The sequence below is a fragment of the Mesorhizobium caraganae genome (assembly GCF_016836705.1).
Taxonomy (GTDB): Bacteria; Pseudomonadota; Alphaproteobacteria; order Rhizobiales; family Rhizobiaceae; genus Mesorhizobium; species Mesorhizobium caraganae.
On sequence record NZ_JAFCGY010000004.1, the window covers coordinates 148295 to 173150 of the forward strand.

Annotated in this window: 24 protein-coding genes, 1 pseudogene and 1 riboswitch; of the genes and pseudogenes, 10 read left to right on the forward strand and 15 right to left on the reverse strand. The window is 64.1% G+C overall.

Annotated features, from left to right (window positions below; all coding sequences use genetic code 11):
• Positions 1–16: 16 nt before the first annotated feature.
• From JQK88_RS12675 to JQK88_RS12690, 4 genes are read left to right on the forward strand one after another with little or no spacing between them, the layout of a single operon-like run.
• Positions 17–2470 (forward strand): GcvT family protein, encoded by a 2454-nt coding sequence (locus JQK88_RS12675; protein ID WP_203278464.1) that lies wholly within the window; start codon positions 17–19, stop codon positions 2468–2470.
• Positions 2467–3366: a homocysteine S-methyltransferase family protein gene (locus JQK88_RS12680; protein WP_203278465.1), complete on the forward strand. Its 900-nt coding sequence runs from the start codon at positions 2467–2469 to the stop codon at positions 3364–3366. The genes JQK88_RS12675 and JQK88_RS12680 overlap by 4 nt, the downstream gene beginning before the upstream one ends.
• Complete coding sequence (locus tag JQK88_RS12685) at positions 3366–4547, forward strand: pyridoxal phosphate-dependent aminotransferase (RefSeq protein ID WP_203278466.1); 1182 nt, start codon at positions 3366–3368, stop codon at positions 4545–4547. Before JQK88_RS12680 ends, JQK88_RS12685 begins: the two co-directional genes overlap by 1 nt.
• Positions 4544–6991 carry a GcvT family protein gene (locus JQK88_RS12690; RefSeq protein WP_203278467.1) on the forward strand — a complete coding sequence of 816 codons (2448 nt, stop codon included), beginning with the start codon at positions 4544–4546 and terminating at the stop codon, positions 6989–6991. The genes JQK88_RS12685 and JQK88_RS12690 overlap by 4 nt, the downstream gene beginning before the upstream one ends.
• Positions 6992–7139: 148 nt before the next feature.
• Here the strand turns inward: JQK88_RS12690 and JQK88_RS12695 are convergent.
• From JQK88_RS12695 to JQK88_RS12725, 7 genes and pseudogenes are all read right to left on the reverse strand, one after another.
• Positions 7140–7726, reverse strand: a pseudogene (locus JQK88_RS12695) (NAD(P)H-dependent oxidoreductase).
• Entirely contained in the window at positions 7726–8307 is a 582-nt protein-coding gene (locus tag JQK88_RS12700; RefSeq protein WP_203278468.1) for an NAD(P)H-dependent oxidoreductase, read from the reverse strand. Before JQK88_RS12700 ends, JQK88_RS12695 begins: the two are co-directional and overlap by 1 nt.
• Before the next feature lie 226 nt (positions 8308–8533).
• Positions 8534–9937: an FAD-binding oxidoreductase gene (locus JQK88_RS12705; protein ID WP_203278469.1), complete on the reverse strand. Its 1404-nt coding sequence runs from the start codon at positions 9935–9937 to the stop codon at positions 8534–8536.
• On the reverse strand, positions 9937–11247 hold the full coding sequence (locus tag JQK88_RS12710; protein WP_312037268.1) for a cytosine deaminase: 1311 nt from the start codon (positions 11245–11247) through the stop codon (positions 9937–9939). The genes JQK88_RS12705 and JQK88_RS12710 overlap by 1 nt, the downstream gene beginning before the upstream one ends.
• Positions 11248–11476: 229 nt before the next feature.
• Positions 11477–12328 (reverse strand): ABC transporter permease, encoded by an 852-nt coding sequence (locus JQK88_RS12715; protein WP_203278470.1) that lies wholly within the window; start codon positions 12326–12328, stop codon positions 11477–11479.
• Positions 12315–13124, reverse strand: coding sequence for an ABC transporter ATP-binding protein (locus tag JQK88_RS12720; RefSeq protein ID WP_210328332.1), 810 nt, complete (start codon positions 13122–13124; stop codon positions 12315–12317). The genes JQK88_RS12715 and JQK88_RS12720 overlap by 14 nt, the downstream gene beginning before the upstream one ends.
• A 17-nt stretch (positions 13125–13141) precedes the next feature.
• Positions 13142–14146, reverse strand: a complete 1005-nt coding sequence (locus JQK88_RS12725; RefSeq protein WP_192257587.1) for an ABC transporter substrate-binding protein — start codon at positions 14144–14146, stop codon at positions 13142–13144.
• Between the two features lie 253 nt (positions 14147–14399).
• On the opposite strand from JQK88_RS12725, the gene JQK88_RS12730 reads away from it, so the two are divergent.
• Together JQK88_RS12730 and JQK88_RS12735 are read left to right on the forward strand one after the other, a co-directional pair.
• Positions 14400–14783, forward strand: a complete 384-nt coding sequence (locus JQK88_RS12730) for a RidA family protein (RefSeq protein ID WP_192257589.1) — start codon at positions 14400–14402, stop codon at positions 14781–14783.
• Positions 14784–14999: 216 nt separating this feature from the next.
• Complete coding sequence (locus JQK88_RS12735) at positions 15000–15803, forward strand: creatininase family protein (protein WP_192257591.1); 804 nt, start codon at positions 15000–15002, stop codon at positions 15801–15803.
• 3 nt (positions 15804–15806) lie between these two features.
• Here the strand turns inward: JQK88_RS12735 and JQK88_RS12740 are convergent, their stop codons facing one another.
• Together JQK88_RS12740 and cobD are read right to left on the reverse strand one after the other, a co-directional pair.
• Positions 15807–16316, reverse strand: a complete 510-nt coding sequence (locus JQK88_RS12740; RefSeq protein ID WP_203278471.1) for a tyrosine phosphatase family protein — start codon at positions 16314–16316, stop codon at positions 15807–15809.
• Positions 16313–17368, reverse strand: coding sequence for a threonine-phosphate decarboxylase CobD (gene cobD / locus JQK88_RS12745; protein ID WP_203278519.1), 1056 nt, complete (start codon positions 17366–17368; stop codon positions 16313–16315). Before cobD ends, JQK88_RS12740 begins: the two co-directional genes overlap by 4 nt.
• Between cobD and cbiB the strand changes: the two genes are divergently transcribed.
• A complete protein-coding gene (cbiB, locus tag JQK88_RS12750) occupies positions 17367–18344 on the forward strand; it encodes an adenosylcobinamide-phosphate synthase CbiB (protein WP_192257595.1) in 978 nt (325 codons plus the stop codon). The two genes, cobD and cbiB, sit on opposite strands and share 2 nt — an antisense overlap.
• Positions 18345–18487: 143 nt before the next feature.
• Here cbiB and cobO read toward each other — a convergent pair whose 3' ends face one another.
• From cobO to JQK88_RS12775, 5 genes are all read right to left on the reverse strand, one after another.
• On the reverse strand, positions 18488–19102 hold the full coding sequence (cobO, locus tag JQK88_RS12755; protein WP_192257597.1) for a cob(I)yrinic acid a,c-diamide adenosyltransferase: 615 nt from the start codon (positions 19100–19102) through the stop codon (positions 18488–18490).
• Entirely contained in the window at positions 19102–19614 is a 513-nt protein-coding gene (cobU, locus tag JQK88_RS12760) for a bifunctional adenosylcobinamide kinase/adenosylcobinamide-phosphate guanylyltransferase (RefSeq protein ID WP_192257599.1), read from the reverse strand. The genes cobO and cobU overlap by 1 nt, the downstream gene beginning before the upstream one ends.
• Positions 19607–20416 carry a CbtA family protein gene (locus JQK88_RS12765; protein WP_192257601.1) on the reverse strand — a complete coding sequence of 270 codons (810 nt, stop codon included), beginning with the start codon at positions 20414–20416 and terminating at the stop codon, positions 19607–19609. Before JQK88_RS12765 ends, cobU begins: the two co-directional genes overlap by 8 nt.
• Positions 20417–20431: 15 nt before the next feature.
• The gene (locus JQK88_RS12770; protein ID WP_192257603.1) at positions 20432–20611 is read right to left on the reverse strand and encodes a CbtB domain-containing protein; all 180 of its coding nucleotides are present in this window, start codon (positions 20609–20611) and stop codon (positions 20432–20434) included.
• Between the two features lie 36 nt (positions 20612–20647).
• Positions 20648–20842, reverse strand: a riboswitch (cobalamin riboswitch).
• A 67-nt stretch (positions 20843–20909) separates the two neighbouring features.
• Positions 20910–21602 carry a gamma-glutamylcyclotransferase gene (locus JQK88_RS12775; protein ID WP_192257605.1) on the reverse strand — a complete coding sequence of 231 codons (693 nt, stop codon included), beginning with the start codon at positions 21600–21602 and terminating at the stop codon, positions 20910–20912.
• Between the two features lie 121 nt (positions 21603–21723).
• Here JQK88_RS12775 and JQK88_RS12780 point away from each other — a divergent pair, with 121 nt between their 5' ends.
• Positions 21724–22887, forward strand: a complete 1164-nt coding sequence (locus JQK88_RS12780) for an aromatic ring-hydroxylating oxygenase subunit alpha (protein WP_192257607.1) — start codon at positions 21724–21726, stop codon at positions 22885–22887.
• On the opposite strand, the gene JQK88_RS36910 is transcribed toward JQK88_RS12780, so the two are convergent.
• Positions 22888–23013 (reverse strand): hypothetical protein, encoded by a 126-nt coding sequence (locus JQK88_RS36910; protein ID WP_281401935.1) that lies wholly within the window; start codon positions 23011–23013, stop codon positions 22888–22890.
• Between the two features lie 148 nt (positions 23014–23161).
• Here JQK88_RS36910 and JQK88_RS12790 point away from each other — a divergent pair, with 148 nt between their 5' ends.
• Together JQK88_RS12790 and JQK88_RS12795 are read left to right on the forward strand one after the other, a co-directional pair.
• On the forward strand, positions 23162–24163 hold the full coding sequence (locus JQK88_RS12790; RefSeq protein ID WP_192257609.1) for an acetyltransferase domain-containing protein: 1002 nt from the start codon (positions 23162–23164) through the stop codon (positions 24161–24163).
• Positions 24160–24654, forward strand: a complete 495-nt coding sequence (locus tag JQK88_RS12795) for a methyltransferase family protein (protein WP_192257611.1) — start codon at positions 24160–24162, stop codon at positions 24652–24654. Before JQK88_RS12790 ends, JQK88_RS12795 begins: the two co-directional genes overlap by 4 nt.
• The last annotated feature ends 202 nt before the right edge of the window (positions 24655–24856 follow it).

Here is a 24856-nt window from a genome sequence, read left to right on the forward strand (position 1 = left end):
GAACTGGGAGAAGAACATGGCCGGTTTGCCGACCACGGCACGCGTGGTGATCATCGGAGGTGGTGTCGTCGGCACCTCCTCGCTCTATCACCTGTGCAAGGCCGGCCGGACCGACTGCGTGCTGCTCGAAAAGAACGAGCTGACATCGGGCTCGACCTGGCACGCCGCCGGCAATGTGCCGACCTTCTCGTCGTCATGGTCGCTGATGAACATGCAGCGTTATTCGACCGAGCTCTATCGCGGCCTCGCCGAAGCGGTCGACTATCCAATGAACTATCACGTCACCGGCTCGCTTCGCCTCGCCCATACAAGGGAGCGCATGCAGGAATTCCAGCGCGCCAAGGGCATGGGCCGCTACCAGGGCATGGACATCGACATTGTCGGCCCCGACGAGATCAAGCGCCGCTATCCCTTCATCGAGACGCATGATCTCAAAGGCGCGCTCTACGACCCGAGCGATGGCGACATCGACCCGGCGCAACTGACGCAGGCGCTGGCCAAGGGCGCGCGCGACATGGGTGCGAAAATCATCCGCTTCTGCCCGGTGTCAGGTGTGCGCCGCGAGAATGACGAATGGGTGGTCGAGACACCGCAAGGCGAGATCCGCTGCGAGATCGTCGTCAACGCTGCCGGCTACCGTGCCGCCGAAGTCGGCAAAATGTTTGGCCGCGACGTGCCGATGATGGTGATGAGCCATCAGTATATATTGTTCGAGGAAATCCCCGAACTCATGGCCTGGTCGAAGGAACAGGGCAAGAAACTGCCGCTGCTGCGCGATGTCGACACCTCCTACTATCTGCGCCAGGAAAAGAACGGCATGAATCTCGGCCCCTATGAGCGCAATTGCCGCGCGCACTGGGCGACCCACAACGATCCGATGCCGGAGGATTTTTCCTTCCAGCTGTTCCCCGACGATCTCGACCGTCTCGAGCATTATCTGGCCGATGCCATCGCCCGCGTGCCGATCCTCGGCACTGCCGGCCTCTCCAAGGTCATCAACGGACCGATCCCCTATGCGCCGGACGGCAACCCGCTGATCGGTCCGATGCCCGGCGTCCCCAACGCCTTCGAGGCTTGCGTCTTCACCTTCGGCATCGCGCAAGGCGGCGGCGCCGGCAAGGTGCTGGCCGAATGGGTGACGCAGGGCCAGACCGAATGGGACATGTGGTCCTGCGATCCACGCCGTTTTACCAGCTTTGCCGCCGCGCCCGACTATAGCGTCGCCAAGGGCATGGAGATCTATGGCAACGAATACGCCATCCAGTTCCCGCGCCATGCCTGGCCCGCGGCGCGTGACCGCAAGCTGTCGCCGATCCACGATCGCATCAAGGCGCTCGGCGCTCAGTTCGACGCCTATAATGGTTGGGAGCGCGCCACCTGGTACGCGAAGGACAGCGACGACACGTCGGAAGAAGCGACACTGACCTTCCGCCGCGAAGGGCCGTGGCACCACCGCGTGCGCGAAGAATGCCTGGCGGTGCGCGACGCCGCCGGCATTCTGGACCTGCCCGGCTTCTCGCGCTTCAACCTCGAAGGCCCTGGCGCAGCCGAATGGCTGGCGCTGCAGGTCACCGGCTTGGTGCCCAAGCCCGGCCGCATCGGCCTCGTCTATTTCGCTGACGACAAGGGCCGCATCGTCACCGAGATGTCGGTGGTGCGCCATGGCGAAGAGCAGATGACGCTGATCACCGCGGCGGTAGCGCAGTGGCACGATTTCGAATGGCTGAAGTCGCGCAAGCCGAGGGACGCGGCTTTCACCCTCACCGACAGGACCGAAGACTATTCGACGCAAATCCTCGCCGGTCCCAACGCGCGCAAGATCCTGGCCGAGGTCTGCGACGCGGATCTCTCGCTGCCCTGGCTGACGCATCAGGAAACCACGATCGCCGGCCGTTGGGCGAAGCTGGTGCGCGTGTCCTTCGCCGGCGAACTCGGCTGGGAAATTCATACCAAGGTGGAAGACACCGCCGCCATCTTCGATGCCGTCTGGGCGGCGGGACAAAAACACGGACTGAAGCCGTTCGGCATGTATGCGCTGGACTCGCTGCGTCTCGAAAAAGGCTACCGCACCTGGAAGGGCGACCTCTCGACTGACTACACGATCCTGCAGGGCGGGCTCGAACGCTTCGTCAAATGGGACAAGCCGGACTTCCGCGGCAAGGCCGCACTGCTGAACGAAAAGCAGCAAGGCGTGAAGAAGCGCTTCGTCACGCTGGTCGTCGAAAACCCCGGTGAGTGCGATGCGCCCTCCGTTTCGACACTGTGGCATGACGGCAAGATCGTCGGCGAGACGACGTCGGGCGGTTGGGGTCATCGCATCGACAAATCCATCGCCCTCGGCATGCTGCGCGCCGACCTGGCTGAACCCGATACCGCCATCGAGATCGAAATCTTCGGCGACCGCTTCAAGGCGGTCGTGCAGAAGGACGAGCCGCTGTGGGATCCGAAGAACGAGAGGCTGCGGGCGTGAAGACTGTTATCCTCACCGATGGCGGTATGGGCCAGGAACTGGTCCGCCGCAGCAAATCCGAGCCGACGCCGTTGTGGTCGGCCAGGGTGCTGATCGACGAACCGGATCTGGTGCGCGACCTGCATGCCGAATTCATCCGGGCTGGCGCCCGCGTCATCACCATCAACACCTATTCGGCCACGCCGGAGCGGCTGGCGCGCGAGGGCGCGGAGGAACTGTTCAAGCCGCTGCAGAAGCGCGGCATCGAGCTTGCAAGGCAAGCTTGCGAGCAAGCCGGAGAGGCAACCATCGCCGGCTGCCTGTCGCCGCTGTTCGGCAGCTATGCGCCGGCACTGACCATTTCCTATCAGGACACACTCGACATCTACCGCCGCATCGTTGCCGAGCAGGCGGACGGCGTCGATCTCTTTCTGTGCGAAACCATGGCCTCCGCCGATGAAGCGCGCGCGGCCGTCACGGCAGCATCGGAAAGCGGCAAGCCGGTCTGGCTGTCATGGACGCTGGCCGACCACGGCACCCCGCGCCTGCGGAGCGGCGAAGCGATCGCCGCGGCCTCGCGTGCACTCGACGGCCTGCAGCTCGCGGCACGGCTGGTCAATTGCTGTCGGCCCGAAGCGATCGCCGCGGCACTGCCCGAGCTGATCGATCTCGGCGGCCCGGTCGGCGCCTATGCCAACGGCTTCACGTCTACCGAAGCGCTCAAGCATGGCGGCACCGTCGATGTGCTGCATGCCCGCCACGACCTTGGTCCTGATGCCTATGCCGACCAGGCGCTCGGCTGGGTCGAGGCCGGCGCCACCATCGTCGGCGGATGCTGCGAAGTCGGCCCTGCCCACATCGCTGCCTTGCGTGACCGGCTCGAACAGGCCGGTTACCAGATTTCGGGAGTTCAATGATGCCCAGACCGTCAAAGCGCATTTCCGGCATCGTGCCTTCCGGCAAGGATGGCTGGGAGGTCCACACCGAGGCCTGGGCCCGCAAGGAGGCCGGCCAGGACATCATCATGCTGTCGGTCGGCGACCATGATTTCGATACGCCTTCGCAAACCATCGAAGCCTGCGTGACGGCGGTTCGCGGCAGCAACCACCATTACACCCCGCTTCCCGGCGTTCCGCGCCTGCGCCGAGCGATGGCAGCGGCCTCGACCGCCTGCACCGGCATCGAAACGAGCCCCGACCAGGTCATCGCCACGCCCGGCGGCCAGGCAGCCCTTTACGCGGCCGTCCAGGCCGTGCTCGACCAGGGCGACCATGCCATCGTGGTCGAGCCCTACTACGCTACCTACCCCAACACGTTCGGCGCCGCCGGCGCCAGTTTCACCGTGGTCGAGACCCCGGCCGAGGACGGTTTCCAGCCGCGCGCCGACAGGATCCGCGCGGCGCTCAAGCCCAACACGCGCGCCATATTGATCAACACGCCGAACAACCCGACCGGTGCTGTCTATTCGCGCGAGCGGCTGGAAGAACTGGCAGCAATCTGCCGCGAGCATGATCTCTGGCTTTTGTCGGACGAGGTCTACTGGACGCTGGGCGGCGGCGAACACATTTCGCCGCGCGGCCTGCCCGGCATGGCTGAGCGCACGCTGGTCATCAATTCCATGTCCAAGAGCCATGGCATGACCGGCTGGCGCATGGGCTGGCTGACCGGCCCGGCTGAGATGATCACGCTGTTGACCAACCTCAATCTGGTGACGACCTACGGCCTGCCGGCCTTCATCTCGATCGCTTGTGCCGAGGCGCTGGAGAACCGTTACGGCGTCAAGGAAATCGCCGAGCGCTACGCGGCGCGCCGCACCGTTCTGCTCGACGCGGTGCGCGGCATGAACAATGTCACCGTGCACGGCTCCGAGGGCGGCATGTATGTCATGCTCGACATCTCGGCGGTCGAGCCCGACGACGAGAAATTCGCCTGGGCTTTGCTCGATGCCGAAAAGGTCGGCGTCATGCCGGGCTCCAGCTTCGGCCATGCCGCCGCCGGCCACATCCGCATCAGCCTCTGCCAGCCGGAACCGGTGCTTCAGGAAGCCGCAAAGCGCCTGCGCCGTTTTGCATCCAGCTATCGCCGCGAGGCCGCATGACCAAGACGATACCCACCAAGGCCCGCGCCGTGATCATCGGCGGCGGCGTCTCCGGCTGTTCCGTCGCCTATCATCTGGCCAAGCTCGGCTGGACCGACATCGTGCTGCTCGAACGCAAACAGCTGACATCGGGCACGACATGGCACGCCGCCGGCCTGATCGGCCAGCTGCGCGGCTCGCAGAACATGACGCGGCTGGCCAAATATTCGGCCGACCTCTACGTCAAGCTGGAGGCCGAGACGGAGGTCGGCACCGGCATGCGCCAGGTCGGCTCGATCACCGTGGCGCTGACCGAGGAGCGCAAGCACGAAATCTATAGGCAGGCCTCGCTCGCCCGCGCCTTCGATGTCGATGTACGCGAGATTTCACCTAGGGAAGTCAAAGAGATGTATCCGCATCTCAATGTTTCTGATGTCGTCGGCGCAGTGCATCTGCCGCTCGACGGCCAGTGCGATCCCGCCAACATCGCCATGGCGCTGGCCAAGGGTGCGCGCCAGCGCGGCGCCACCATCGTCGAGAATGTGAAGGTCACCAAGGTCCACACCAAGGCCGGCCGCGTCACCGGCGTGTCGTGGGCGCAGGGCGAGGACCAGGGCACCATCGAGGCCGACATCGTCGTCAACTGCGCCGGCATGTGGGCGCGTGAACTCGGCGCACAGAACGGCGTCACCATCCCGCTGCACGCCTGCGAGCATTTTTACCTCGTCACCGAGCCGATCCCCGGTCTCGGCCGACTGCCGGTGCTGCGCGTTCCCGACGAATGCGCCTACTACAAGGAAGACGCCGGCAAGATGATGCTCGGGGCCTTCGAGCCGTTGGCCAAGCCATGGGGCATGGACGGCATCAGAGAAGATTTCTGCTTCGACCAGTTGCCCGAGGACATGGAGCATTTCGAGCCGATCCTCGAAATGGGCGTCAACCGCATGCCGATGCTGGCCACCGCCGGCATTCACACCTTCTTCAACGGCCCCGAAAGCTTTACCCCGGACGACCGCTACTATCTCGGCGAGGCGCCGGAGCTATCGGGCTACTGGATGGCGACCGGCTATAACTCGATCGGCATCGTCTCCTCCGGCGGCGCCGGCATGGCTTTGGCGCAATGGATCAACGATGGCGAAGCGCCCTTCGACCTCTGGGAAGTCGACATCCGCCGCGCCCAGCCGTTTCAGAAGAACCGCCGCTACCTAAAGGAGCGTGTCTCCGAAACGCTCGGCCTTCTCTATGCCGACCATTTTCCTTACCGGCAGATGGCAACGTCCAGGAATGTCAGGCGCTCGCCGCTGCATGAGCATCTGAAGGCGCGCGGCGCGGTCTTCGGCGAGGTCGCCGGCTGGGAGCGCGCCAACTGGTTTGCCCGCGAAGGACAGGAACGCGAATACCGCTATTCCTGGAAACGTCAGAACTGGTTCGGCAACCAGCGCGAGGAGCATCTGGCGATCCGCAACAAGGTCGGTCTGTTCGACATGACCTCATTTGGCAAGATCCGCGTCGAGGGCCGCGATGCCTGCGCCTTCCTGCAAAGACTCTGCGCCAACGATATGGACGTGGCGCCGGGCAAGATCGTCTACACCCAGATGCTCAACCAGCGCGGCGGCATCGAAAGCGATCTGACGGTGTCGCGCCTGTCGGAGACAGCCTATTTCCTCGTCGTTCCCGGCGCGACGCTGCAGCGCGACCTGGCCTGGCTGCGCCGGCATGTCGGCGAGGAATTCGTCGTCATCACCGACTTGACCGCAGCTGAAAGCGTGCTCTGCCTGATGGGTCCGGATGCGCGCAAGCTGATCCAGAAGGTCAGCCCCAACGATTTCTCCAACGAGAACAATCCGTTCGGCACTTTCCAGGAGATCGAGATCGGCATGGGCCTCGCCCGCGCCCACCGCGTCACCTATGTCGGCGAGCTCGGCTGGGAGCTCTATGTCTCGACCGATCAGGCGGCGCATGTCTTCGAAGCGATCGACGAGGCCGGCGCGGATGTCGGCCTGAAACTCTGCGGCCTGCATACGCTCGATTCCTGCCGCATCGAAAAGGCCTTCCGCCATTTCGGCCACGACATCACCGACGAGGACAATGTGCTGGAGGCCGGCCTCGGCTTTGCAGTGAAGACGGCAAAAGGCGACTTCATCGGTCGCGACGCGGTGCTCGAGAAAAAGGAGGCCGGCCTGTCACGCCGGCTGGTCCAGTTCCGGCTGAAGGACCCTGAGCCCCTGCTCTTCCACAATGAGGCCATCCTGCGCGACGGCAAGATCGTCGGCCCGATCACCTCAGGCAATTACGGCCATCATCTTGGTGGCGCGATTGGGTTGGGTTATGTGCCAAGCAAGGGCGAGAGCGAGGCGGATGTGCTTTCCTCATCCTACGAGATCGAGATCGCCGGCGAGCGTTTCACCGCCGAAGCATCGGTGAAGCCGATGTATGATCCGAAGGCGGAACGGGTGAAGATGTAGCGCCGCCCTGTCCTTCTCCCCGTTCACGGGGAGAAGGTGGCCCGAAGGGCCGGATGAGGGGCAGCACCAAGGTCTGCAGAGTTCGCGCCGCCCCTCATCTGCCTGCCGGCATCTTCTCCCCGTAAACGGGGAGAAGGACGCTAACCCGTCAAAACCGCTCCAGCTTCCCTCGGACCTTCCCCAGAAACGCCGCCCGGCTTTTCGGCGTCGAGGCATCCATCAAATAATGCGCCAGGAAAAACGTCCGGCAGCGTGTAGCGCACAGCGCCCGCATGCCGCGCAGCAAGGTCTTGCGGCCGGGCTGGCCGACGACGACGCTCCACCAGGTCGCGCGCCGCAGGTGGTGATGACGCCGACCTTGGTGACATGTGTCATCAGCGACGTGATCCGCCCCTTGCCCGCCGGCAGCTTGAAGGCGACATCGGTCGCCCACACCCGGTCGAGCCAGCCCTTCAGCATGGCCGGCAACCCGTACCACCAGGTCGGATAGATGAAGAGGATCGCCTGCGCCCAGGCGAGATGCTCGAAATGCGGCTTCAGCGCCGGATCCTCCGGCGCGCGCTCATTGTAGGCGCGCCGCTCATCGCTTCCCATCACCGGGTCGAAGTTTTCCGCATAGAGGTCGAGCAGGCGCACATCCCAGCCCCGTGCCTTCAGCACGTCGACCGCTGTGTCGCGAATGGCGGCGCAAAAACTTTCGGGCACCGGATGGCAATAGACCACCAGCACGCGCATTAGAATTCATCCATCCTGGCCGCGACCTTGGCGAGGAAGGCCGCCCGCGTCTCATCGGTCGACAGGTTCATCGAATAATGCGCGAGGTAGGAGACGGAGGCACCGGGCTTGATCGTCGCCCGCAGCATCCGTTTGACCAGCCGGCGCGGCGGATCGCCCATCAGCATGGCGCGAAACCGGCCGCCGCCATAGGTGGTGACGGCCGCCAGTTTACGGATGTTGTGCAGCGATGGCTGCGCCTGGCCGTCGACCAGCTTGAACGACACTCCGGGCAGGAAGACGCGGTCGAAAAAGCCTTTCAGGATGGCCGGAAAGCCATAATTCCAGACGGGGTAGGACAGCACCAGCGCCTCGGCCTTAAGCAGACGCTCGACATAGGGTGCGGCCGGGTCCGCGGGGCTGCGCTGGTTGTGATAGTCCAGCCTCTCCGCGCGCGTCAGCCTGGGATCGAAATCCTCGGCATAGAGATCGCAGTCGTCGACGTCGTGGCCGGCCGCCGTCAGCCGCTCGACGATCGTCCGGTGCATGCCGGCATTGAAGCTGGTCTCCACCGGATGCGCATAGAGGACGAGGACTTTCATGGGAGAATCTCCCCCCTTGAGGGGGAGATGTCGCCGAGGGCGACAGAGGGGGTCGCCGCGCGTGAAGCGCCAACTTTCTCTTTCTTCGAAAGGCCGGGCCGCTTCGCGCCAGCCGAACCGACCCTTTCTGGCCTGCCGGCCATCTCCCCCTCAAGGGGGGAGATCCGACGTCGCCGCGGCTTTCGCCAATCGCCAATGGAGCCGGTGGACGGGCGCAAACCTCTCATCACACCGCCTTCTGCAGGCCCTTGAACAAAAAAGTCCGGCCCGAGCGATAGTCATAATCCGGGTTTTCCCAGGCGATCATTTTGCCGGGGTTGAGCAGACCTTGCGGATCGGTCTCGCGCTTGAAGGCGAGCTGGATTTCGTCGGTCTGCTTCATGCCGCCTTCTTCCAGCGTGTAGCGATGCGGGTTGAAGATCGGGCAGCCATTCTCCTCATGCAGCCGGATGATCTCGTTAAGCCGCGCCTCTGTGGTGAATTTGACCAGCGGCAAGCCGAAGCAAGTGATGTTGCCGTCGAGCCGCACGAATTCGAGATGCGAGAAGACCTCGCCCGGAAACATCGCATCCATCTTCTCGACCAGCGCCAACTGGTTGGGAAACGGATAGAGCGACTGCAGGTAGGTGATCGCGGGATCGACGCGCAGTGCCCGCAGCGTGGTGTGGTTCCAGGCCAGTTCGAAGCCCGGCGGCAGGCCTTTCTTCTCCTCGTCCGTCACTGTTGCCGCATTGAAGATGATTTCGCCGCCCGCGCGACGGGTGAAGGCGAGGAAAGCGTCGAGCCCATGCTTTGCAACCATCACGACGCAGATGCTCTGCCCTTCCCTGAAAAACTTCTGGTGCCGCTTGAAATAGAGCTGCGGCACCGGGGCCGCGATCGGCGTGATCAGCTTGGTCAGGATGCCGTCCTGGCAGGCCAGCGCATTGCCGTAGCGGGCCGCCGGCATGAAAGCGTCGAAGCCGACGATGACGTCGATCCACTCATAGGCTGCCGTCAGCGGCATCTCGACCTCGGTGATTACACCATTGGTACCGTAGGCGTGCGTGACCTTGTGCAGATCCTCGCCGGTGAGTTCGAGAACCTTCGGCTCGGCCTCCATGGTGACGACGCGCAGGCGCAGCACATTGCCGAAATCGCGCAAGCCACCGAAATTGATTGAGCCGACACCGCCCGAGCCGCCGGCGATGAAGCCGCCGATCGACGCGGTGTTGTAGGTCGACGGCGATAACCTGAGCTCCTGCCCGGAATGCGCCCGCGTCGCTCTGTCGATGTCGGCCAGGATCGCGCCTGGCCCGGTCACGACGCGGCCCGGCGCGATCGACTTGATCTCTTTCATCTCAGCAAGGTTGAGCACCACACCGCCCGACAGCGGCATCGCCTGGCCGTAATTGCCGGTGCCGCTGCCGCGCGGCGTCACCGGAACGCCGTGGCGGTGGCAGGCGGCAAGCACGCGGATGAGTTCAGCCTCGTTCTTCGGCGTCACGATCAGGTCGCCGGTGACATGGTCGAGCTGCTGCTTTAGCACCGGGCTGTACCAATAGAAGTCGCGGCTCTTCTGCTGGACGATGGCCGGATTGTCGTCGAGTTTTATCCCGTCGAGATCGCGTTTGAGCGCCGAAACATCCATTAGTCCACCATCAGTTCGTCGAGTTCGGCATAGTCGGGCAATTGCCGGTCGATCGCCTTGCCGTCGCGCACGACGATGCGATCCGATTCGGGCCGCGACAGCAATTCCGTCCAGCTCCGCCCCTTGAAGATGATGAAGTCGGCGCTGCCGCCGGCAGCCAGCATGCCGAAGCCGTCGAGCCGCATCACCTTGGCCGGCGTCGCCGCCACAGCTTGCGGCCAGTCAGCGACCGGGTGATCGAAATGCAGGATGCGCGTCGCCATGCGGTAGACCTCCAGCATGTCGAGATCGCCATAGGCATAGAACGGGTCGCGCGTGTTGTCGGAGGCGACAGCGACCGGAATGCCCCTCGCCTTCATCTCGTGCAGCAGTGTCACCCCGCGCCAGCGTGGCGTGGTCAGGTCGGCGCGCCGGTCCTGCAGATAGAGATTGCACATTGGCAGCGACACCACGGCCAGCCCGGCCTTGGCCACCTTGTCGAGTGTATCCAGCACGTCGAGGTCCGGCTGGCGCGCCAGCGAGCAGCAATGTCCTACCAGGATGTTGCCTTCAAAACCGCTCCAGAGGGCAGCCTCGGCGATCTTCTTCAGCGAGATCGCCGCGACATCGTCGGTCTCGTCGGCGTGGAAATCGAGATCGAGCCGATGCTTGATCGCCTCAGAAAATACCTTGTCGAGCAGCTCTTCGAGATCCGGCACCATGTAGGTGACGACGCCCAGCACGCCCTTGGCTGCGGCCACGCGCTTCGCCAGTTTTTCGAACCATTTTGTGTCGCGCACGCCTTCGATACCGAGCAGGCAGGCCGCTTGCAACTCGATGCGGCCGCGCCATGTCTCCCGCATCGTCTCGAACACCGGCCAGGAAATCTCCTCCTGCGGCGGCACGCTGTCGAGATGCGTGCGCAACGCCTTGGTGCCGTGCGCATAGGCCGAGCGCAGCGAGAAATCCATGCGTTTCGCTACGTCCTCGGCACTCCAGCGCGCCGCGCGGTCGGTGCCGGTGGCGTTGAGTGCGCCCATGAAGGTGCCGTCGGGATTGGGCTTGCGCGGCCAGATATGACCCTTGTCTATATGGGTGTGGCAGTCGACGAAGCACGGCAGGATGATGCGGCCGGCAAGGTCGATGGCATCGGCCGGCGCTTTTGATTTCTTATGCGCAGCGATAGCTGAGATCCTGCCGTTGGCGACGGTGATGTCGGCCAATGCGAAGCCGTCAGTATCGAAGGTGGCGGCAAGACCCAGCGTTAGTGACCGGTGAAGACGAACGTTGCCAAGTACAAACTGGCCGGAATCTGAAATCTGTGAGGTCACCGCTGCCCCTCATCCGCCTGCCGGCACCTTCTCCCCGTATAGTGACGGGGAGAAGGGGCTGTCGCGGCCGTCAGCGCTCGTTTTGCGAGGTTGACGATTGGCGAAACCATACGTGATGGCGTCTTTCTCCCCGTCTCTATACGGGGAGAAATGTCCGGCAGGACAATGAGGGGCAGCGCCAACGTTGGTACCGACGGCAGCCAACTTTTGTCCAGGGCGCAAAACATCATCACCGCTCCTGCTTCAGCGCGCTCTCGTGCCAGCGCCGCAAGATGAGATGCGACACCAGCGACAACACCAGGAAGATCACGATGCCGGTGAGCGAAATCAGGATCAGCGCCGCAAACAGCCGCGGCGCGTTGAGCCGGTAGCCGGCCTCGATGATGCGCGAGGCGAGCCCCGACGACTGCCCCTGCGCGCCGGCGACGAACTCGGCCACGACGGCGCCGATCAGTGACAGGCCGCCGGCGATCTTCCAGCCGCCGAGGAAATACGGCATCGCCGCCGGCAGCCTGAGATAGCGCAATTGCTGCCAGCGCGTCGCGCCGTTGAGCTTGAACATGTCGCGCAGATTGCGATCGACCGAGTTGAGGCCGAGCGTGGTGTTGGACAGGATCGGGAAGAAGGCGACGATCCAGGCGCAAAGCAGCAGCTTCACCGTCTGGTTGTTCACGTAGATGTTGATCAGCGGGAAGATCGCCACGATCGGCGTCACCTGCAGCACGATGGCGAAGGGGAAGAACGACATCTCCACCCATTTCGATTGCGCAAACAGCACCGCCAGCCCGACGCCGCCGATGACGGCCAGCAACAGGCTGAGGAAGGTGATCCGGAGCGTCACCAGCAGCGACGAGAACAGCAGCCCGGCATCGTCATAGAGCGTCTGCAGCACGACGCCCGGACGCGGCAGGATGTATTTCGGGATCTCGTTCCAGACGCAGATGCGGTCCCAGAACCAGATCGCCAGGATCATGATTGCCAGCGGCAGCACCCACCGGCCGATCCGCTCCAGCCGCTCTTGGCGCACGCGGCCCGCCTCCTCCGGATCGAGGGTCAGCACGGGTTGCTCAATGGCCGTCATGGTGCGGTCCGGCTGATGTGTTGATGGCATTGACCAGAATATCCGAGGCCTGACGGCAGAGCGCGGCGTAGTCGGGCGAGGTCCGAAACACCTCGTCGCGCGGATAGGGCGCATCGATTGCAAGCTCGGCATGGACGCGTCCCGGCCGCGCCGCCATGACGACGACACGGTTGGACAAAAACACGCTCTCGAAGACGCTGTGGGTGACGAAGACGACGGTGAAGCGTTCGTCCTGCCACAGCTCCAGAAGATCGTTGTTGAGCTTGAAGCGGGTGATCTCGTCGAGCGCGGCGAACGGCTCGTCCATCAACAGGATGCGCGGCTTGGTCACCATGGCGCGCGCAATCGAAACGCGCATCTTCATGCCGCCGGAAAGTTCGCGCGGCACGGCGTTCTCGAAACCGGTCAGGTGCACCCGCGCCAGCATCTCGGTCACCGCAGGTGCAGCCTTGGCGCGTGAGATGCCTTTCAGCCGCAGCGGCAGCCAGACATTGTCGAACACATTGGCCCAAGGCAGCAGCGTCGGTTCCTGGAAGACGAAGCCGATGTTGGCGCGGTCGATCGAGCCGCGCCAGTCGAGCACGCCAGAGGTCGGCGTCGACAGGCCGGCGATCAGACGCAAAGCCGTCGACTTGCCGCAGCCGGACGGCCCGAGCAGGCTGAGAAAATCGCCCTCGCGGATTGTCAGGTCGACATCGCTCAGCGCCGTCACGCCGTTGGAAAAGACCTTGCCGACATGGCGCAGCGCCAAAAGCATCGGGCTTTCACCCGATGCCGTCATGGGCGCCTGCGCCATTGTCTCCCGTCTCACGATTACTTCTTCAGCTCGAGCCCAACGCCCTTGTTGATGAAGGCCAGCGTATAGGCCTTCTTGATGTCGATGCCGGGCTGCGCGACCTTGGCCTTGACCATCTTGTCATAGAAACTCTGAATGCGTGCGTCGGTCATGGCGCCGATGCCGAGCTTTTCCGAATCGCCGGAATCGACCACGCCGAATTTTTTGAGCTGCTCGATCGAGAAGGCGATCTGCTCATCCGTCATGTCAGGATTGTCCTTCTTGATCATGTCGTTGGCGGCTTTGTTGTCGCCGTAGAGGTAGTTGTACCAGCCCTTGGCCGAGCCATCGACGAAGCACTGCACCACCTCAGGCCGCTTGTCGATCGTGTCCTGCATGACCTCGACGGTGGTCGCATAGGTCTCCCAGCCATAGTCGGCGAGCAGGAACTGGTTGGGCAGGAAGCCGCCCGCTTTCTGCACCGCGAACGGCTCCGAGGTGACATAGCCCTGCTGGATCGACTTCTTGTTGGCGATGAAGGGCGCGGGATTGAAAGTGTAGGGCACGCGCTTGGCGGCATCGAAGCCGAGCTCGGTGACCATCCACTGGAAGAAGGTCTGCGCGCCTTCGTCGCCAAGTATGTACTGGTCGGCGTTCTTCAGGTCTTCCCACTTGTCCAGCCCCTGCCCCGGTTGGGACATGATGACCTGCGGGTCCTTCTGGAAATCGGCCGCCACCACGCGCATCGGAATGCCTTGTTGCACGGCGTCGAAGGCCGACAGCAGATTGCCGCCCATATAGAAATCGAGCTTGCCGGCGAGCAGCAGCGGCCGGCCGCTGACCTGCGGGCCACCCTGCGAGATCGTCACATCGAGGCCGCAGGCGGCATAGGTGCCGTCGGCCACGGCCTGGTAGTAGCCGCCATGTTCGGGCTCGGCCAGCCAGTTGGTGCCGAAGGTGACCTTCTCGTTCGCCGCAGCCCCTAGCGTGCTGGCTCCAAGCAGCGCGAGCGCGACCGCTGAAATCTTCTGTTTCCCGTACATCAACACCACCCTCTGTTGGCTCCGGAGCGTCACGCGCCGGGCTCGACACCATTGGTCCAAGAAGCAAGACACATGCCACCGCCCGGACCGCCTGCTTCACGCGGCAGTCATTGCCAAGACCGGACGGGTCATGCTGTGCGGGAGGCATCGTGCCTATTTTTTGGACGCCTGTCCACAATCGCCCCGGCAACATGCACTACATCTTGAGAGACTTGCTTACCGGCCCTAGGCTACCGCCAAACCGGAGATTGCCATGTTCAGATTCCTCGCCCCGAAGTCGATCAAGCCGCCTTTCGCCCGCTACAGCCACGGCGTCGAAGTGCCGGCGGGCAAGCGGCTGGTGCTGTGCTCGGGCCAGGTCGCTATAACGGCGGATGACCAGATCCCCGAGGATGCCGGCGCCCAGGCCGAATTGTGCTTCCAGAACATAGCGGCGATTCTGGCTGAAGCCGGGCTCGGGCTTGCCGACATTGTACGCATCAACGCCTACGTCACCGGCCGCGCGCATCTGCGGCCCTATATGGATGTCCGCGACCGGCTGTTTGCCAGCCCGGCGCCGGCCTCGACACTGATGATCGTGTCGGGCTTCGCGCGGCCGGAATTCAAGGTCGAGGTCGAGGCGATCGCGGCTCGATGAGAAGTGTCGGAGAAACCTACGAATCGGCCGGCCAATAGTCTAAAGTCACGCAAAGTTAGCGCTGCCCCTCATCCGCCTGCCGGCACCTTCTCCCCGTATAGTGACGGGGAGAAGGGTCTAGCTCAAACGCTGGCGACCCCTCTCCCTGTTCTTCACGGGGAGAGGGTAAGGGTGAGGGGCAGCGCAAACGCCAGATGAATTCCGTTGAGGCATGACATGACCGTTGCAAACAGACGCGTGTGGTGGGGCGATTACCGGACCACCGAATACGCTACGATCGACCCGGAGGCGACCATTGCCGTCCTGCCGGTGGCGGCGATCGAACAGCACGGCCCGCATCTGCCCGTATCAACCGACACTTCGATCATGAACGGCATGCTGGAGACGGTGATCGCCCGCCTGCCAGGCGATCTCGACATCCGCATTCTGCCGGTCCAGGCGGTCGGCAAATCGAACGAGCATCTGCATGCACCGGGCACGCTCACTTTGCCTGCAACGACCCTGGTCGATGCCTGGACCGAACTTGGCCTGTCCATCGCCCGCGCCGGGGTGAGAAAACTGATCGTCGTCAATTCGCATGGCGGCAATGAAGAGATCATGGGCATCGTCACGCGCGAGCTGCGCGTGCGTGAAAGGATGCTGGCGGTGAAGACCAGTTGGCAGCGCTTCGGCCGCCCGGCCGGCATGTACACCGAGCTGGAAGACCGCCACGGCATTCATGGCGGCGACGTCGAGACCTCGCTGATGCTGCATTTCCGCCCGGAGCTGGTCGACATGGGCAAGGCCGACAATTTCGTCTCCAAGGTCGCACGCGCCGAGACCGAATTTGCGCTGCTGCGCCACACCGGCACACACGCCTTCGCCTGGATCGCCAGCGACCTCAACCCCAACGGCGTCGTCGGCGACGCCTCGATCGCCACCGCGGAAAAAGGCCGACTGACGGCGGAGCATCAGGCCGACGGTTTCATCACCCTGTTGAAGGACGTGCGCAAGGCGAAGCTCGCCGACTGGTTGGCGTAAAGCTCAGACGTCGATCTTGACCACAAACGGCGTGCCCTCAAAAGCGTCGGCGCCACGTCCGATCGCTTCGATCGCTTCGATCATGCGGCCTTGGCGGGAGAGCAACGTATCGGCTACCGCGATCAGCCGCGGATTGGGCGTCGCCGAGGGCGAAAGCTTCCGCAATGTCTGCGCCAGTTCCGCCTCGTCGCGCTTCGGCGCCAGCGCTGCCGCAATGATATAGGCCGAGGCGGTCGAGCGGCTGATGCCGGCGTAGCAGTGCACGACCATCGGCTTGGCGCGATCCCATTTGCGGGCAAAATCGAGCAGATTGCGCACATGGTCTTCGCCCGGCATGGTCATGCCGTCCTGCGCCACCGCGATATCGTGCATGACCAGATGCAGGTGGTTTTCCCGCGCAATCGAGGCCGGCCGCATCACCTCGGTGCCGGCGGCAAGCAGCGACAGCACGCGCTCGGCGCCGCTTCTGGCCACCGTCTCCTCGAGCTTGGACAGCGAACAGACATGGATCATCGCGCGATCTCCCTGGCGCTATCGTCGCGCCGTGCGTCCCAGCCGGCAAGCGCCGATTCGAGCCGCTGCCATTCCTCCTGACGTCCAGGCAGTCCCGCGCGCAGCACCTGCGGGCGGTCGGAAAAATGCCGGAGCAGGATGCCGCGCTCGCCGAGCGCCGAAAACAGCCCGGCCGCGTCCGACATCTGAAGATAGCGAAACAGCGTCGTGCCGCCGGCGACGGGAATGCCAAACCGACCGAACAGCGCGTCGAGTCGCGCGGCATCCTCGGCCAGCAGGCGGCGCATGTCGGCCTGCCAGCCGCTGTCGGCAAGCGCGCGGATGCCGTACTCCAGTGCCGGACCGGCGACGGCCCAAGGTCCGAATTGCGTCTCCAGCCTTTCGACCGTCAGCGTGTCGGAAAGCGCAAAACCGAGCCGCACGCCGGCAAGGCCAAAGAACTTGCCGAAGGAGCGCAGCACGACGATGCCGCCCTGCCCGACATCGCCGGCCAGGCTTTCCACGTGCGGGCCGACATCCATGAAGGCTTCGTCGACCACCAGCAGCCCGCCCTTGGCGCGCAACTCTCCGGCAAGCCGAAACAGCCTTTCCCGCGAAACGACCCGCCCGTCCGGATTGTTGGGATTGACGACAATGGCAAGGTCAGCTGCGGCAAGCGCCTCGACATCCTCGACCTCCGCCACCGCATGGCCGGCGATCGCGGCTGCTCTGGCATGCTCGGCATAGGTCGGCCCCAGCACCAACGCCCGGCCGGGGCTCACCAGCGAGGCGACGCGCGGCAACAGGATCTGCGTGCCCGGGGCTGCTGCAACATGCACCGCCGACGGCGCGCCATAGGCATCGGCGGCGACCTTAGCCAGTTCCTGCAGACGCGCCGCTTCTGGCAATCGCGACAGAGCGGTGGCGGGCAGATCGAAAAGCGGGTAGGAGTGCGGATTGATACCTGTCGAGAGATCGACGAAAGGCTGTGGCGCGTGGGGGAAGAGCGCGCTCGCCCGGCCAAGGGATCCACCGTGATCCACCGCAGCAATCGCTCCATCAGAAAGCTTCATGTCGGTCCTGATCGCTTTCCTGTCGCTGGCCATCGAACGCATCCTGGGCTACCCGGACTGGCTGTTCCGTGCCGTTGGCCATCCCGTCACCTGGTTCGGCAGGCTGATAGCCTTTCTCGACCTCCGGCTCAACCGCGACACTGATTCCGACGCGCAGCGTCGTCGCCGCGGCATGCAGGCGCTGCTGGTGATCGTGCTGGTGCCTGCGCTGATCGCCCTCATCGTGCAAGTCCTGCTGTGGCAGCTCTTTCCTGCCGGGATGATCATCACGGCGATCCTGGCCTCGTCACTGCTGTCGCAGAAGAGCCTCACCGAACATGTCGAGGCCGTGGCCGACGCGCTGGACACCGGCGGGCTGGCGCTCGGCCGTATTGCCGTCGCGCGCATCGTCGGCCGCGACCCCGAAAAGCTCGACCACGCCGGCGTCAGCCGCGCCGCGATCGAAAGCCTGGCCGAGAATTTTTCCGACGGCATCGTCGCGCCCGCCTTCTGGACCGGCGTCTGCGGCTTGGCCGGCGGCGTCGCCTACAAAGCCGCCAACACCGCCGATTCGATGATCGGCCATCGCACGCCGCGCCACGAGGCCTTCGGCCGGGCAGCGGCACGCTTCGACGACTGGATTAACCTGCCGGCCTCCCGGCTGACCGCACTGCTGATCGTTGCCGCGGCCTTTCTTGTCGACGGCGCCGATCCCCGCAACGCCTGGAAAGCGGTGCGGCGCGACGCCAAAAAGCACCGCTCGCCCAATGCCGGTTGGCCGGAGGCAGCGATGGCCGGCGCGCTCGGCCTGGCATTGGCGGGACCGCGCAGCTATGGCGGCGTTGTCGTCGAGGATGCGTTCATGGGCGAAGGCGGCCGTCGCGAGGCGGAGAGCCTGGACATCAGGCGGGCGTTGAAACTCTACCAGGTCGCCGACTATCTGCTGATCGCGATGTTCGGGTTGCTCTCGGCGGCGCTGATCGCGATGACGTTCTGAGAGCTTCACCCTCCCCTTCGTTCACCTCCCCCTTGGGGAGGGTCGGCGCGAAGCGCCGGGGTGGGGGACAGCGCCCTACGAGAACCCCCACCCCGATCCGCTTCGCGGATCGACCCTCCCCACAAGGGGGAGGGTAACCCGGCTCAAAACTCGATCCCCTGCTGCGCCTTAACCCCCGCAGAAAAATGATGCTTGGTCACGACCATCTCGGTGACAAGATCCGCTGCCTCGACCAGCGCCGGCTTGGCGTTGCGGCCGGTGACGACGACATGCAGGCCTTCGCGCCGCGCCTTTAGGGCCGCCACGACCTTGTCGAGATCGAGATAGTCGTAGCGCAGCGCGATGTTCAGTTCGTCCAGCACGACAAGGCTGATGGACGGATCGGCGATCAACTCCAGCGCCTTGGCCCAGGCCGCTTCGGCCGCCGCGATGTCGCGCTTCAGATCCTGCGTTTCCCAGGTGAAACCTTCGCCCATCGTGTGCCAGACGACGCGGTCGCCGAACGCCGCGAAGGCATCCTTTTCGCCGGTGTGCCATTTGCCCTTGATGAACTGCACGACGCCGACGCGCTTGCCATAGCCGAGCATGCGCAGCGCCAGGCCGAAGGCGGCAGTGGTCTTGCCCTTGCCGGGTCCGGTGTTGACGATCAAGAGGCCCTTCTCGACCGTTTTTTCGGCAACCTCGGCGTCCTGCACCGCCTTGCGCTTGGCCATCTTGGCGCGGTGGCGTTCCTCGTCTTTTGCGTCGATGTCGGTCATTATTTCACCTTGAGTGGCAGCCCCGCCACCATCAATAGCACCGTATCGGCAATTGCCGCGACCTGCTGGTTGAGTCGCCCGGCAGCGTCGCGGAACCGGCGTGCCAGCGCATTGTCGGGCACGATGCCTTGCCCGACTTCGTTGGAGACCACGAACCACGGTCCGCGCGGCTGCGACAGCACATCGGCGAGCCGCCGGCATTCCACCGCGAGATCATGCTCGGCGAGCATATGATTGGTCAGCCACAGCGTCAGGCAATCGACAAGCACCGGCTGGTTGTCGGGCAAGGCCTTGAGCGCACCGGCAAGATCGAGCGGCGCATCGATGGTCGCCCAGCCCTCGCCGCGCCGCGACCTGTGTTGCGCGATGCGCTCACGCATCTCATCGTCATAGGCTTCAGCGGTGGCGATATAGACCCATGGCGGCGGTAGCGCCGTCGCCAAGGTTTCGGCATGCGCGCTCTTGCCGGAGCGCGCACCGCCGATGATGAAGGTCAAACTGCGATCAGGCAAAGCTGTCGCGCAGGCTGGTCGCCGTACCGGTAAAGCGTCCGCGCACCACGCCGACAACCGCGCCGAGCACCAGCCAGAACACCAGATTGGTCACCGTCACCGCCACCACGAACTGGTGATGCAGGCCTTCGGGGATCGACGTCACGTAGTTGTCCGGCTGCGGCGCGCCGACGACATGCGGCGCCACGATCAGGGCCACCGCAAGGATCGCCAGCGGCAGCGATTTGCGGAAGGCGATCAGGCCGAGACCGGCCGCGGTCGCCGCCACCGTTGCCCACCACCAGATCTGGCGCTGGGTGAGATCGGCCGCCGGCATCGCCGGCAGTTCCGGCGGCAGGCCGAGGCCCGGGGCGAGCGTGAACACAGCAAAGCCGGCCAGGCCCCAGAATATGCCCTGGCGCCAGTTGCCGATGCCTCCGGCGAATTCGGAAACCGCCACCAGGACCAGCGCGAAACCGATGCCGGTGACGATATTGGCCAGCACGCTGAAGGCGAAGCGCTCGAAGCCGTCGGCCGGCGCCCAGCCTTCGTCCTCAGCCGGTGCGGCTGCTTCAGCCGGTGCGGATGCTGCGCTGCTCATGGCATTTTCCGCCGGCGCGGCGGTGCTCATGGCATTGGTGTCCGTAGCGTTGGCGGCAGGCGCTGCGGCATGCTCATGTTGATGGCCACCGCCGGCCTGTTCGTAGACTTCCGCCTTCAGGATGAGCGGCACGGTGGCATAGGCCTGCATGCAGGCGAGAACGACGCCGGCCACGAGCCCGGCAATCGCCGCGACGAACACGACGTTGCGAAACAGGTTCATGATGTCAGATCCTCGTCAGTGGCAGGGAAACGCCATCGAATGGCGATAGTCATGCGCGGCATTGTGAACCGCATCGATATGCGAGAAGCCGACAACGCCGATGACGAAAATGCCCAGAAACGCGCTAAGCACGAGCTGCATGAAGCGCGACTGCGAGGAGACGGAAGTGCCGAGGGAGACGGAAGCGGTATTCATATCTTGTCCTTTCGCCCTCCACCCGAGGGCATCGAAGTCAGTTCCCTGTCGCCGGCAGGTCTCCTGGCTCGCGGATCAGCGCCCTTCCCCACCTTCCCGAAGAAAAATCCTCAGTGGCTTGGAGAGGACTACCGCACACAGTTGCGGGGGCAGCCACGGCATTGGGCAACAAGTCAGCCCTCACCGCATTCCCTCTTGGTCCCTAACGGAACCGACGACATGCATGACTATAGGCTGAAACAGCCGCATCCGGCAAACCAAATTCCGCCGGCAAACAGCGCGAATGCGCCATGCAGCGTTACGGGTTCACGGCGGTGATCCGCTCGGCAACCAGCCGCTGCAGCCGCCAGAGATGGCGGTCGTGAATGCCGCGCTCCTCCAGATTCTTCACCGTGTTGTAGAGATAGTCGGCGCCCGACCCCCAGTGCCCGCAGGATGTGGCCAGCCTGTCGACGACCTTCGCCTCGTCGAGCGGGCCGGAATAGGTCAGGCCGTTGCGGTTGATGACGAAAGCCAGCGCCCTGAGCGGGCCGGCCTCGCTTGCAAGCTTCAGCATGCGCGGCCGGTAGCTTGTCGGCTTCAGCGTGACTTCGCGCCGGAAAAGTCGGCCCAACTGCTCTCGCCGGTTGTCGTCGGCCAGCCGGAAGGCGACGCCTTTGCATTGGCCGCCACTGTCGAGCGCCATCATCAGGCCAGGGCTTTCCTTGGTGCCCCGCCAGCGCGTCATGTTCATGCAAAAGGAGCGGTGCCAGCCGCGCGCCAGCGCAACACGCTCCTCGACATGATCGATTTCCGGTTTCCAGATCAGCGAGCCATAGCCGAACAGCCACAGCGGTTCGCTGTCAGGGAGCTCGGCCTGCAATTCATCCAGCAGCGCATCGTAGTCGCTGTCATCCAGATGCATCGCGTCCGGATCCGGCCCGGGGTCCCTGATCTCGCGCCAGCAGCGCGCGACCAGCTCCGGCGTAAGCGACATTTGTCGTGCGGCCAATTTTCCGAATCCCCCTTGTCACGACATGATTATGCGCCACGCCCGCAACCGGCAATGTCGGCCGTGATTGACAAACGTTTTGCCGGGGTGTCGGCTGGCGTATCCCTAGAGGAAGCCGACCATGCAACCCAGCCCGAGCGAGCGCGATCCCTATAATGGCCTGACCCGGCTAGAGCCGACGCTGCCGTCCTCGGCCTATTGGGACGCCGGCGCCTACCAGCGCGATCTCGACGCCATCTGGTACAAAAACTGGCTCCTCGTCTGCCGCGAGGCCGACCTTGCCCAGCCTTTGGCGTTCAGGACATTCCGCGTCGGCACGCAGGAAATCGTCGTGCTGCGCGACGACACCGGCGAACTGCGCGCCTTCCACAACACTTGCCGGCATCGCGGCTCGCAGCTTTGCCAGGAGAGCGAGGGCCGGCTGAAGGCACGGCTCATCACCTGCCCCTACCACGCCTGGTCCTATTCGCTGCGCGGCGATCTGGTGCGTGTTCCCTCGAAATCGCTGCCCGACGGTTTCGACAAGGCCGATCATCCGCTCTATCGGGTGGCGCTCTCGGTGTGGCGCGGCTTTGTCTTCATCAACCTTGCTGAAAGCGTCGACGGTACGGCTGCGTCATCCTTCGATCCGGCATCCGGCAACCTCGGCAACTGGCCGCTGGAAACGCTGGTATCAAGCCATGTCCTGCGCAAGGTGATGAATTGCAACTGGAAGATCTTTTGGGAGAACTTCAACGAGTGCCTGCACTGCCCCGGCGTCCACAAGGACCTGTCGAGGCTGGTGCCGATCTACGGACGCGGCCTGATGAGCCGGCACGACGACCCCGACTGGGTTCGCCATGCCGACAATGACGCGCCGGAGTTTTCCGGCGGCTTGCGCGCCGGCGCCGAGACCTGGTCGCGCGACGGCCACGTCCATGGCCCGGTCTTCTCCGGCCTGACACCGGCCGAACGCGCGGCTGGCCAGACCTATGCCACCAATCTGCCGTCGATGTTCATCGTCGGCCATGTCGACTATGTCCGAACCGTACGGCTCACACCGCTCGGCCCGGAGCAGACCGAGCTCACCGCGGAGTGGCTGTTCGCACCCGAAGCGCTGGCTCAGACCGACATCGACAATGTCGTCGCCTTCGGCACCCAGGTGCTGGAGGAGGATGCCGCGATCTGCGAGGTCAACCAGAAAGGCCTGCGCTCGATGCGCCACCAAGCGGGCGTGCTGATGCCCGAGGAGTACGACCTGCACCGCTTCCACAACTGGGTGCGCGAGCGCCACGCGGCGCTCTGATCAAAGCGACTTCGGCAGATAGCGCCAGGTGACAAAGCCGCAGGCCGCGGCCAGCAGGCCGAGCGTGACGAAAACCGAGCCCAGGCCGAAAAACGCCAGCACCACCGAATAGACCAGTGGCGGCAAAAAGCGAATTCGGCCAAAGCCTTTCCGGCTCTGGCCTAAAGCGCTTTCTCATGCAGCCGCGACGCGAGCGATGCCTGCGCGCACGGCCTTCTTTTGTCCGGTGCAACCGTGATAGTCGTCTTCAGGGGCTGAATCAGATTACGAGACCATGAGCATCCAAACGCCGATCGCACCTGTTCCGGATCAACCGAAGCGCATCGTCGCCATCGACGTCCTACGCGGCGTCGCGCTGATCGCCATGGCCAGCTATCACTTCACCTGGGATCTCGAAAATTTCCACTACACCGATCCCGGCCTCACCGCCTTCGGCTGGTGGAAGATCTATGCGCGCTGCATCGCCTCGACTTTCCTGTTCCTGGTCGGCGTCAGCCTGTTTCTCGCCCACGGAAAGCGGATCCGCTGGAACGGCTTCTGGAAACGCTTTGCCATGGTCGCCGTGGCGGCGGCCGCCATATCCGGCGTCACGTATTTCATCACGCCGGGCAGCTTCATCTTCTTCGGCATCCTGCACGAGATCGCGCTGGCCAGCCTGCTTGGCCTTTTGTTCCTGCGGCTGCCAGCGCTGCTGACGCTTGTCGTGGCGGCAGTGGTGATCGCAGCGCCCCTCTATCTCCGATCCGAGGCCTTCGATCATCCGGCGCTGTGGTGGGTCGGCCTGTCGGCGATCAACCCGCGCTCCAACGATTATGTGCCGCTGTTTCCCTGGTTCGGCGCCGTGCTTGTCGGTATCGCCGCGGCGAAACTAGCGTCCACCACCGGCGTTCTGGCGCGGCTGGCGACGCTGACGCCTGGAAGCTGGGCCAAGCCGTTCACCTTCATCGGCCGCCACAGCCTGGCGTTCTACCTGATCCACCAGCCGCTGCTGTTCGGCTGTGTCTGGCTGTTCTCGCAAATCTTGCCGGCGCCGGTCGAGACACGGGAAGTGGTCTTCCTCAAGGAATGCCAGGTATCCTGCGAACAGCAGCGCGACACGGCGTTCTGCGCCAGCTATTGTGTGTGCATGCTGGACACGCTGCAAGGCGAGGCGGCATTCGACCGGCTCTACAATGGCGACCAGACCCCGGAGTTCAAGGCGCATCTGAGCGAACTCGCCGGCATCTGCACCGCCAAAACGGACGAGAGCCCGATGACGCAGGGAGGGCAAAAATGACCGACAAGCTGCCGGCAAAAGCTGGGCCATCGAAATCAGGGCTGATTCCCTGGCCGCCGCTGATCTACTGCGCCGCCATCGCCATCAGCATCGTGCTTGGCCTCTTCTATCCGCTGCCCTGGATCGGCGACCTCCTCGGCGACCTCCTGTTCGCGGCCGGCTTTGTGGTGCTGTTTGCCGTCGCCGCGCTCTGGTTCACCGCCATCCGCGCCATGATGCGCGCCAGGACCACGATGAATCCCAATGGCGTGCCGGAGCATCTGGTGACGTCAGGCCCGTTCGGCGTCACCCGCAACCCGATGTATCTCGCCAACACGCTGATGCTCATCGGCGTCGCCTTCGTTTCAGGGATCGTATGGTTCCTGCCGCTGGCCCTGATCGCAGCCTTCGCCACCCAAAAGGTCGCGATCGAAAAAGAGGAAAAAGTTCTGGCCGCCAAATTCGGCAAGAAGTACCGCGACTACGCGAAGCGAGTCAGGCGCTGGATCTGAGGCGGAGCGGCTCGCGGACCAAAGGCGATCGCTCGAGTTCGGATTGATAATTCAGCGAACGTTAGCGCTGCCCCTCATTGTCCTGCCGGACATTTCTCCCCGTATAGTGACGGGGAGAAAGGGCCCTTTGGCTGAAGGTTTCGCCAATTGTCTGCGTTGCAGAAAAGCGCCGGCGCCTCGTTCAGCCCCTTCTCCCCGTCAC

What these genes read in the sequence shown, in the direction of transcription:
- cobD (WP_203278519.1), bottom strand. Translation starts at nt 17,368, where the DNA reads ATGAAGCTTTCTGATGGAGCGATTGCTGCGGTGGATCACGGTGGATCC.
- cbiB (WP_192257595.1), top strand. Translation starts at nt 17,367, where the DNA reads ATGTCGGTCCTGATCGCTTTCCTGTCGCTGGCCATCGAACGCATCCTG.
- JQK88_RS12725 (WP_192257587.1), bottom strand. Translation starts at nt 14,146, where the DNA reads ATGTACGGGAAACAGAAGATTTCAGCGGTCGCGCTCGCGCTGCTTGGA.
- JQK88_RS12715 (WP_203278470.1), bottom strand. Translation starts at nt 12,328, where the DNA reads ATGACGGCCATTGAGCAACCCGTGCTGACCCTCGATCCGGAGGAGGCG.
- JQK88_RS12770 (WP_192257603.1), bottom strand. Translation starts at nt 20,611, where the DNA reads ATGAATACCGCTTCCGTCTCCCTCGGCACTTCCGTCTCCTCGCAGTCG.
- cobO (WP_192257597.1), bottom strand. Translation starts at nt 19,102, where the DNA reads ATGACCGACATCGACGCAAAAGACGAGGAACGCCACCGCGCCAAGATG.
- JQK88_RS12795 (WP_192257611.1), top strand. Translation starts at nt 24,160, where the DNA reads ATGACCGACAAGCTGCCGGCAAAAGCTGGGCCATCGAAATCAGGGCTG.
- JQK88_RS12690 (WP_203278467.1), top strand. Translation starts at nt 4,544, where the DNA reads ATGACCAAGACGATACCCACCAAGGCCCGCGCCGTGATCATCGGCGGC.
- JQK88_RS12700 (WP_203278468.1), bottom strand. Translation starts at nt 8,307, where the DNA reads ATGAAAGTCCTCGTCCTCTATGCGCATCCGGTGGAGACCAGCTTCAAT.
- JQK88_RS12705 (WP_203278469.1), bottom strand. Translation starts at nt 9,937, where the DNA reads ATGGATGTTTCGGCGCTCAAACGCGATCTCGACGGGATAAAACTCGAC.
- JQK88_RS12735 (WP_192257591.1), top strand. Translation starts at nt 15,000, where the DNA reads ATGACCGTTGCAAACAGACGCGTGTGGTGGGGCGATTACCGGACCACC.
- JQK88_RS12765 (WP_192257601.1), bottom strand. Translation starts at nt 20,416, where the DNA reads ATGAACCTGTTTCGCAACGTCGTGTTCGTCGCGGCGATTGCCGGGCTC.
- JQK88_RS12685 (WP_203278466.1), top strand. Translation starts at nt 3,366, where the DNA reads ATGCCCAGACCGTCAAAGCGCATTTCCGGCATCGTGCCTTCCGGCAAG.
- JQK88_RS12790 (WP_192257609.1), top strand. Translation starts at nt 23,162, where the DNA reads ATGAGCATCCAAACGCCGATCGCACCTGTTCCGGATCAACCGAAGCGC.
- JQK88_RS12780 (WP_192257607.1), top strand. Translation starts at nt 21,724, where the DNA reads ATGCAACCCAGCCCGAGCGAGCGCGATCCCTATAATGGCCTGACCCGG.
- JQK88_RS12730 (WP_192257589.1), top strand. Translation starts at nt 14,400, where the DNA reads ATGTTCAGATTCCTCGCCCCGAAGTCGATCAAGCCGCCTTTCGCCCGC.
- JQK88_RS12740 (WP_203278471.1), bottom strand. Translation starts at nt 16,316, where the DNA reads ATGATCCATGTCTGTTCGCTGTCCAAGCTCGAGGAGACGGTGGCCAGA.
- JQK88_RS12720 (WP_210328332.1), bottom strand. Translation starts at nt 13,124, where the DNA reads ATGGCGCAGGCGCCCATGACGGCATCGGGTGAAAGCCCGATGCTTTTG.
- JQK88_RS12675 (WP_203278464.1), top strand. Translation starts at nt 17, where the DNA reads ATGGCCGGTTTGCCGACCACGGCACGCGTGGTGATCATCGGAGGTGGT.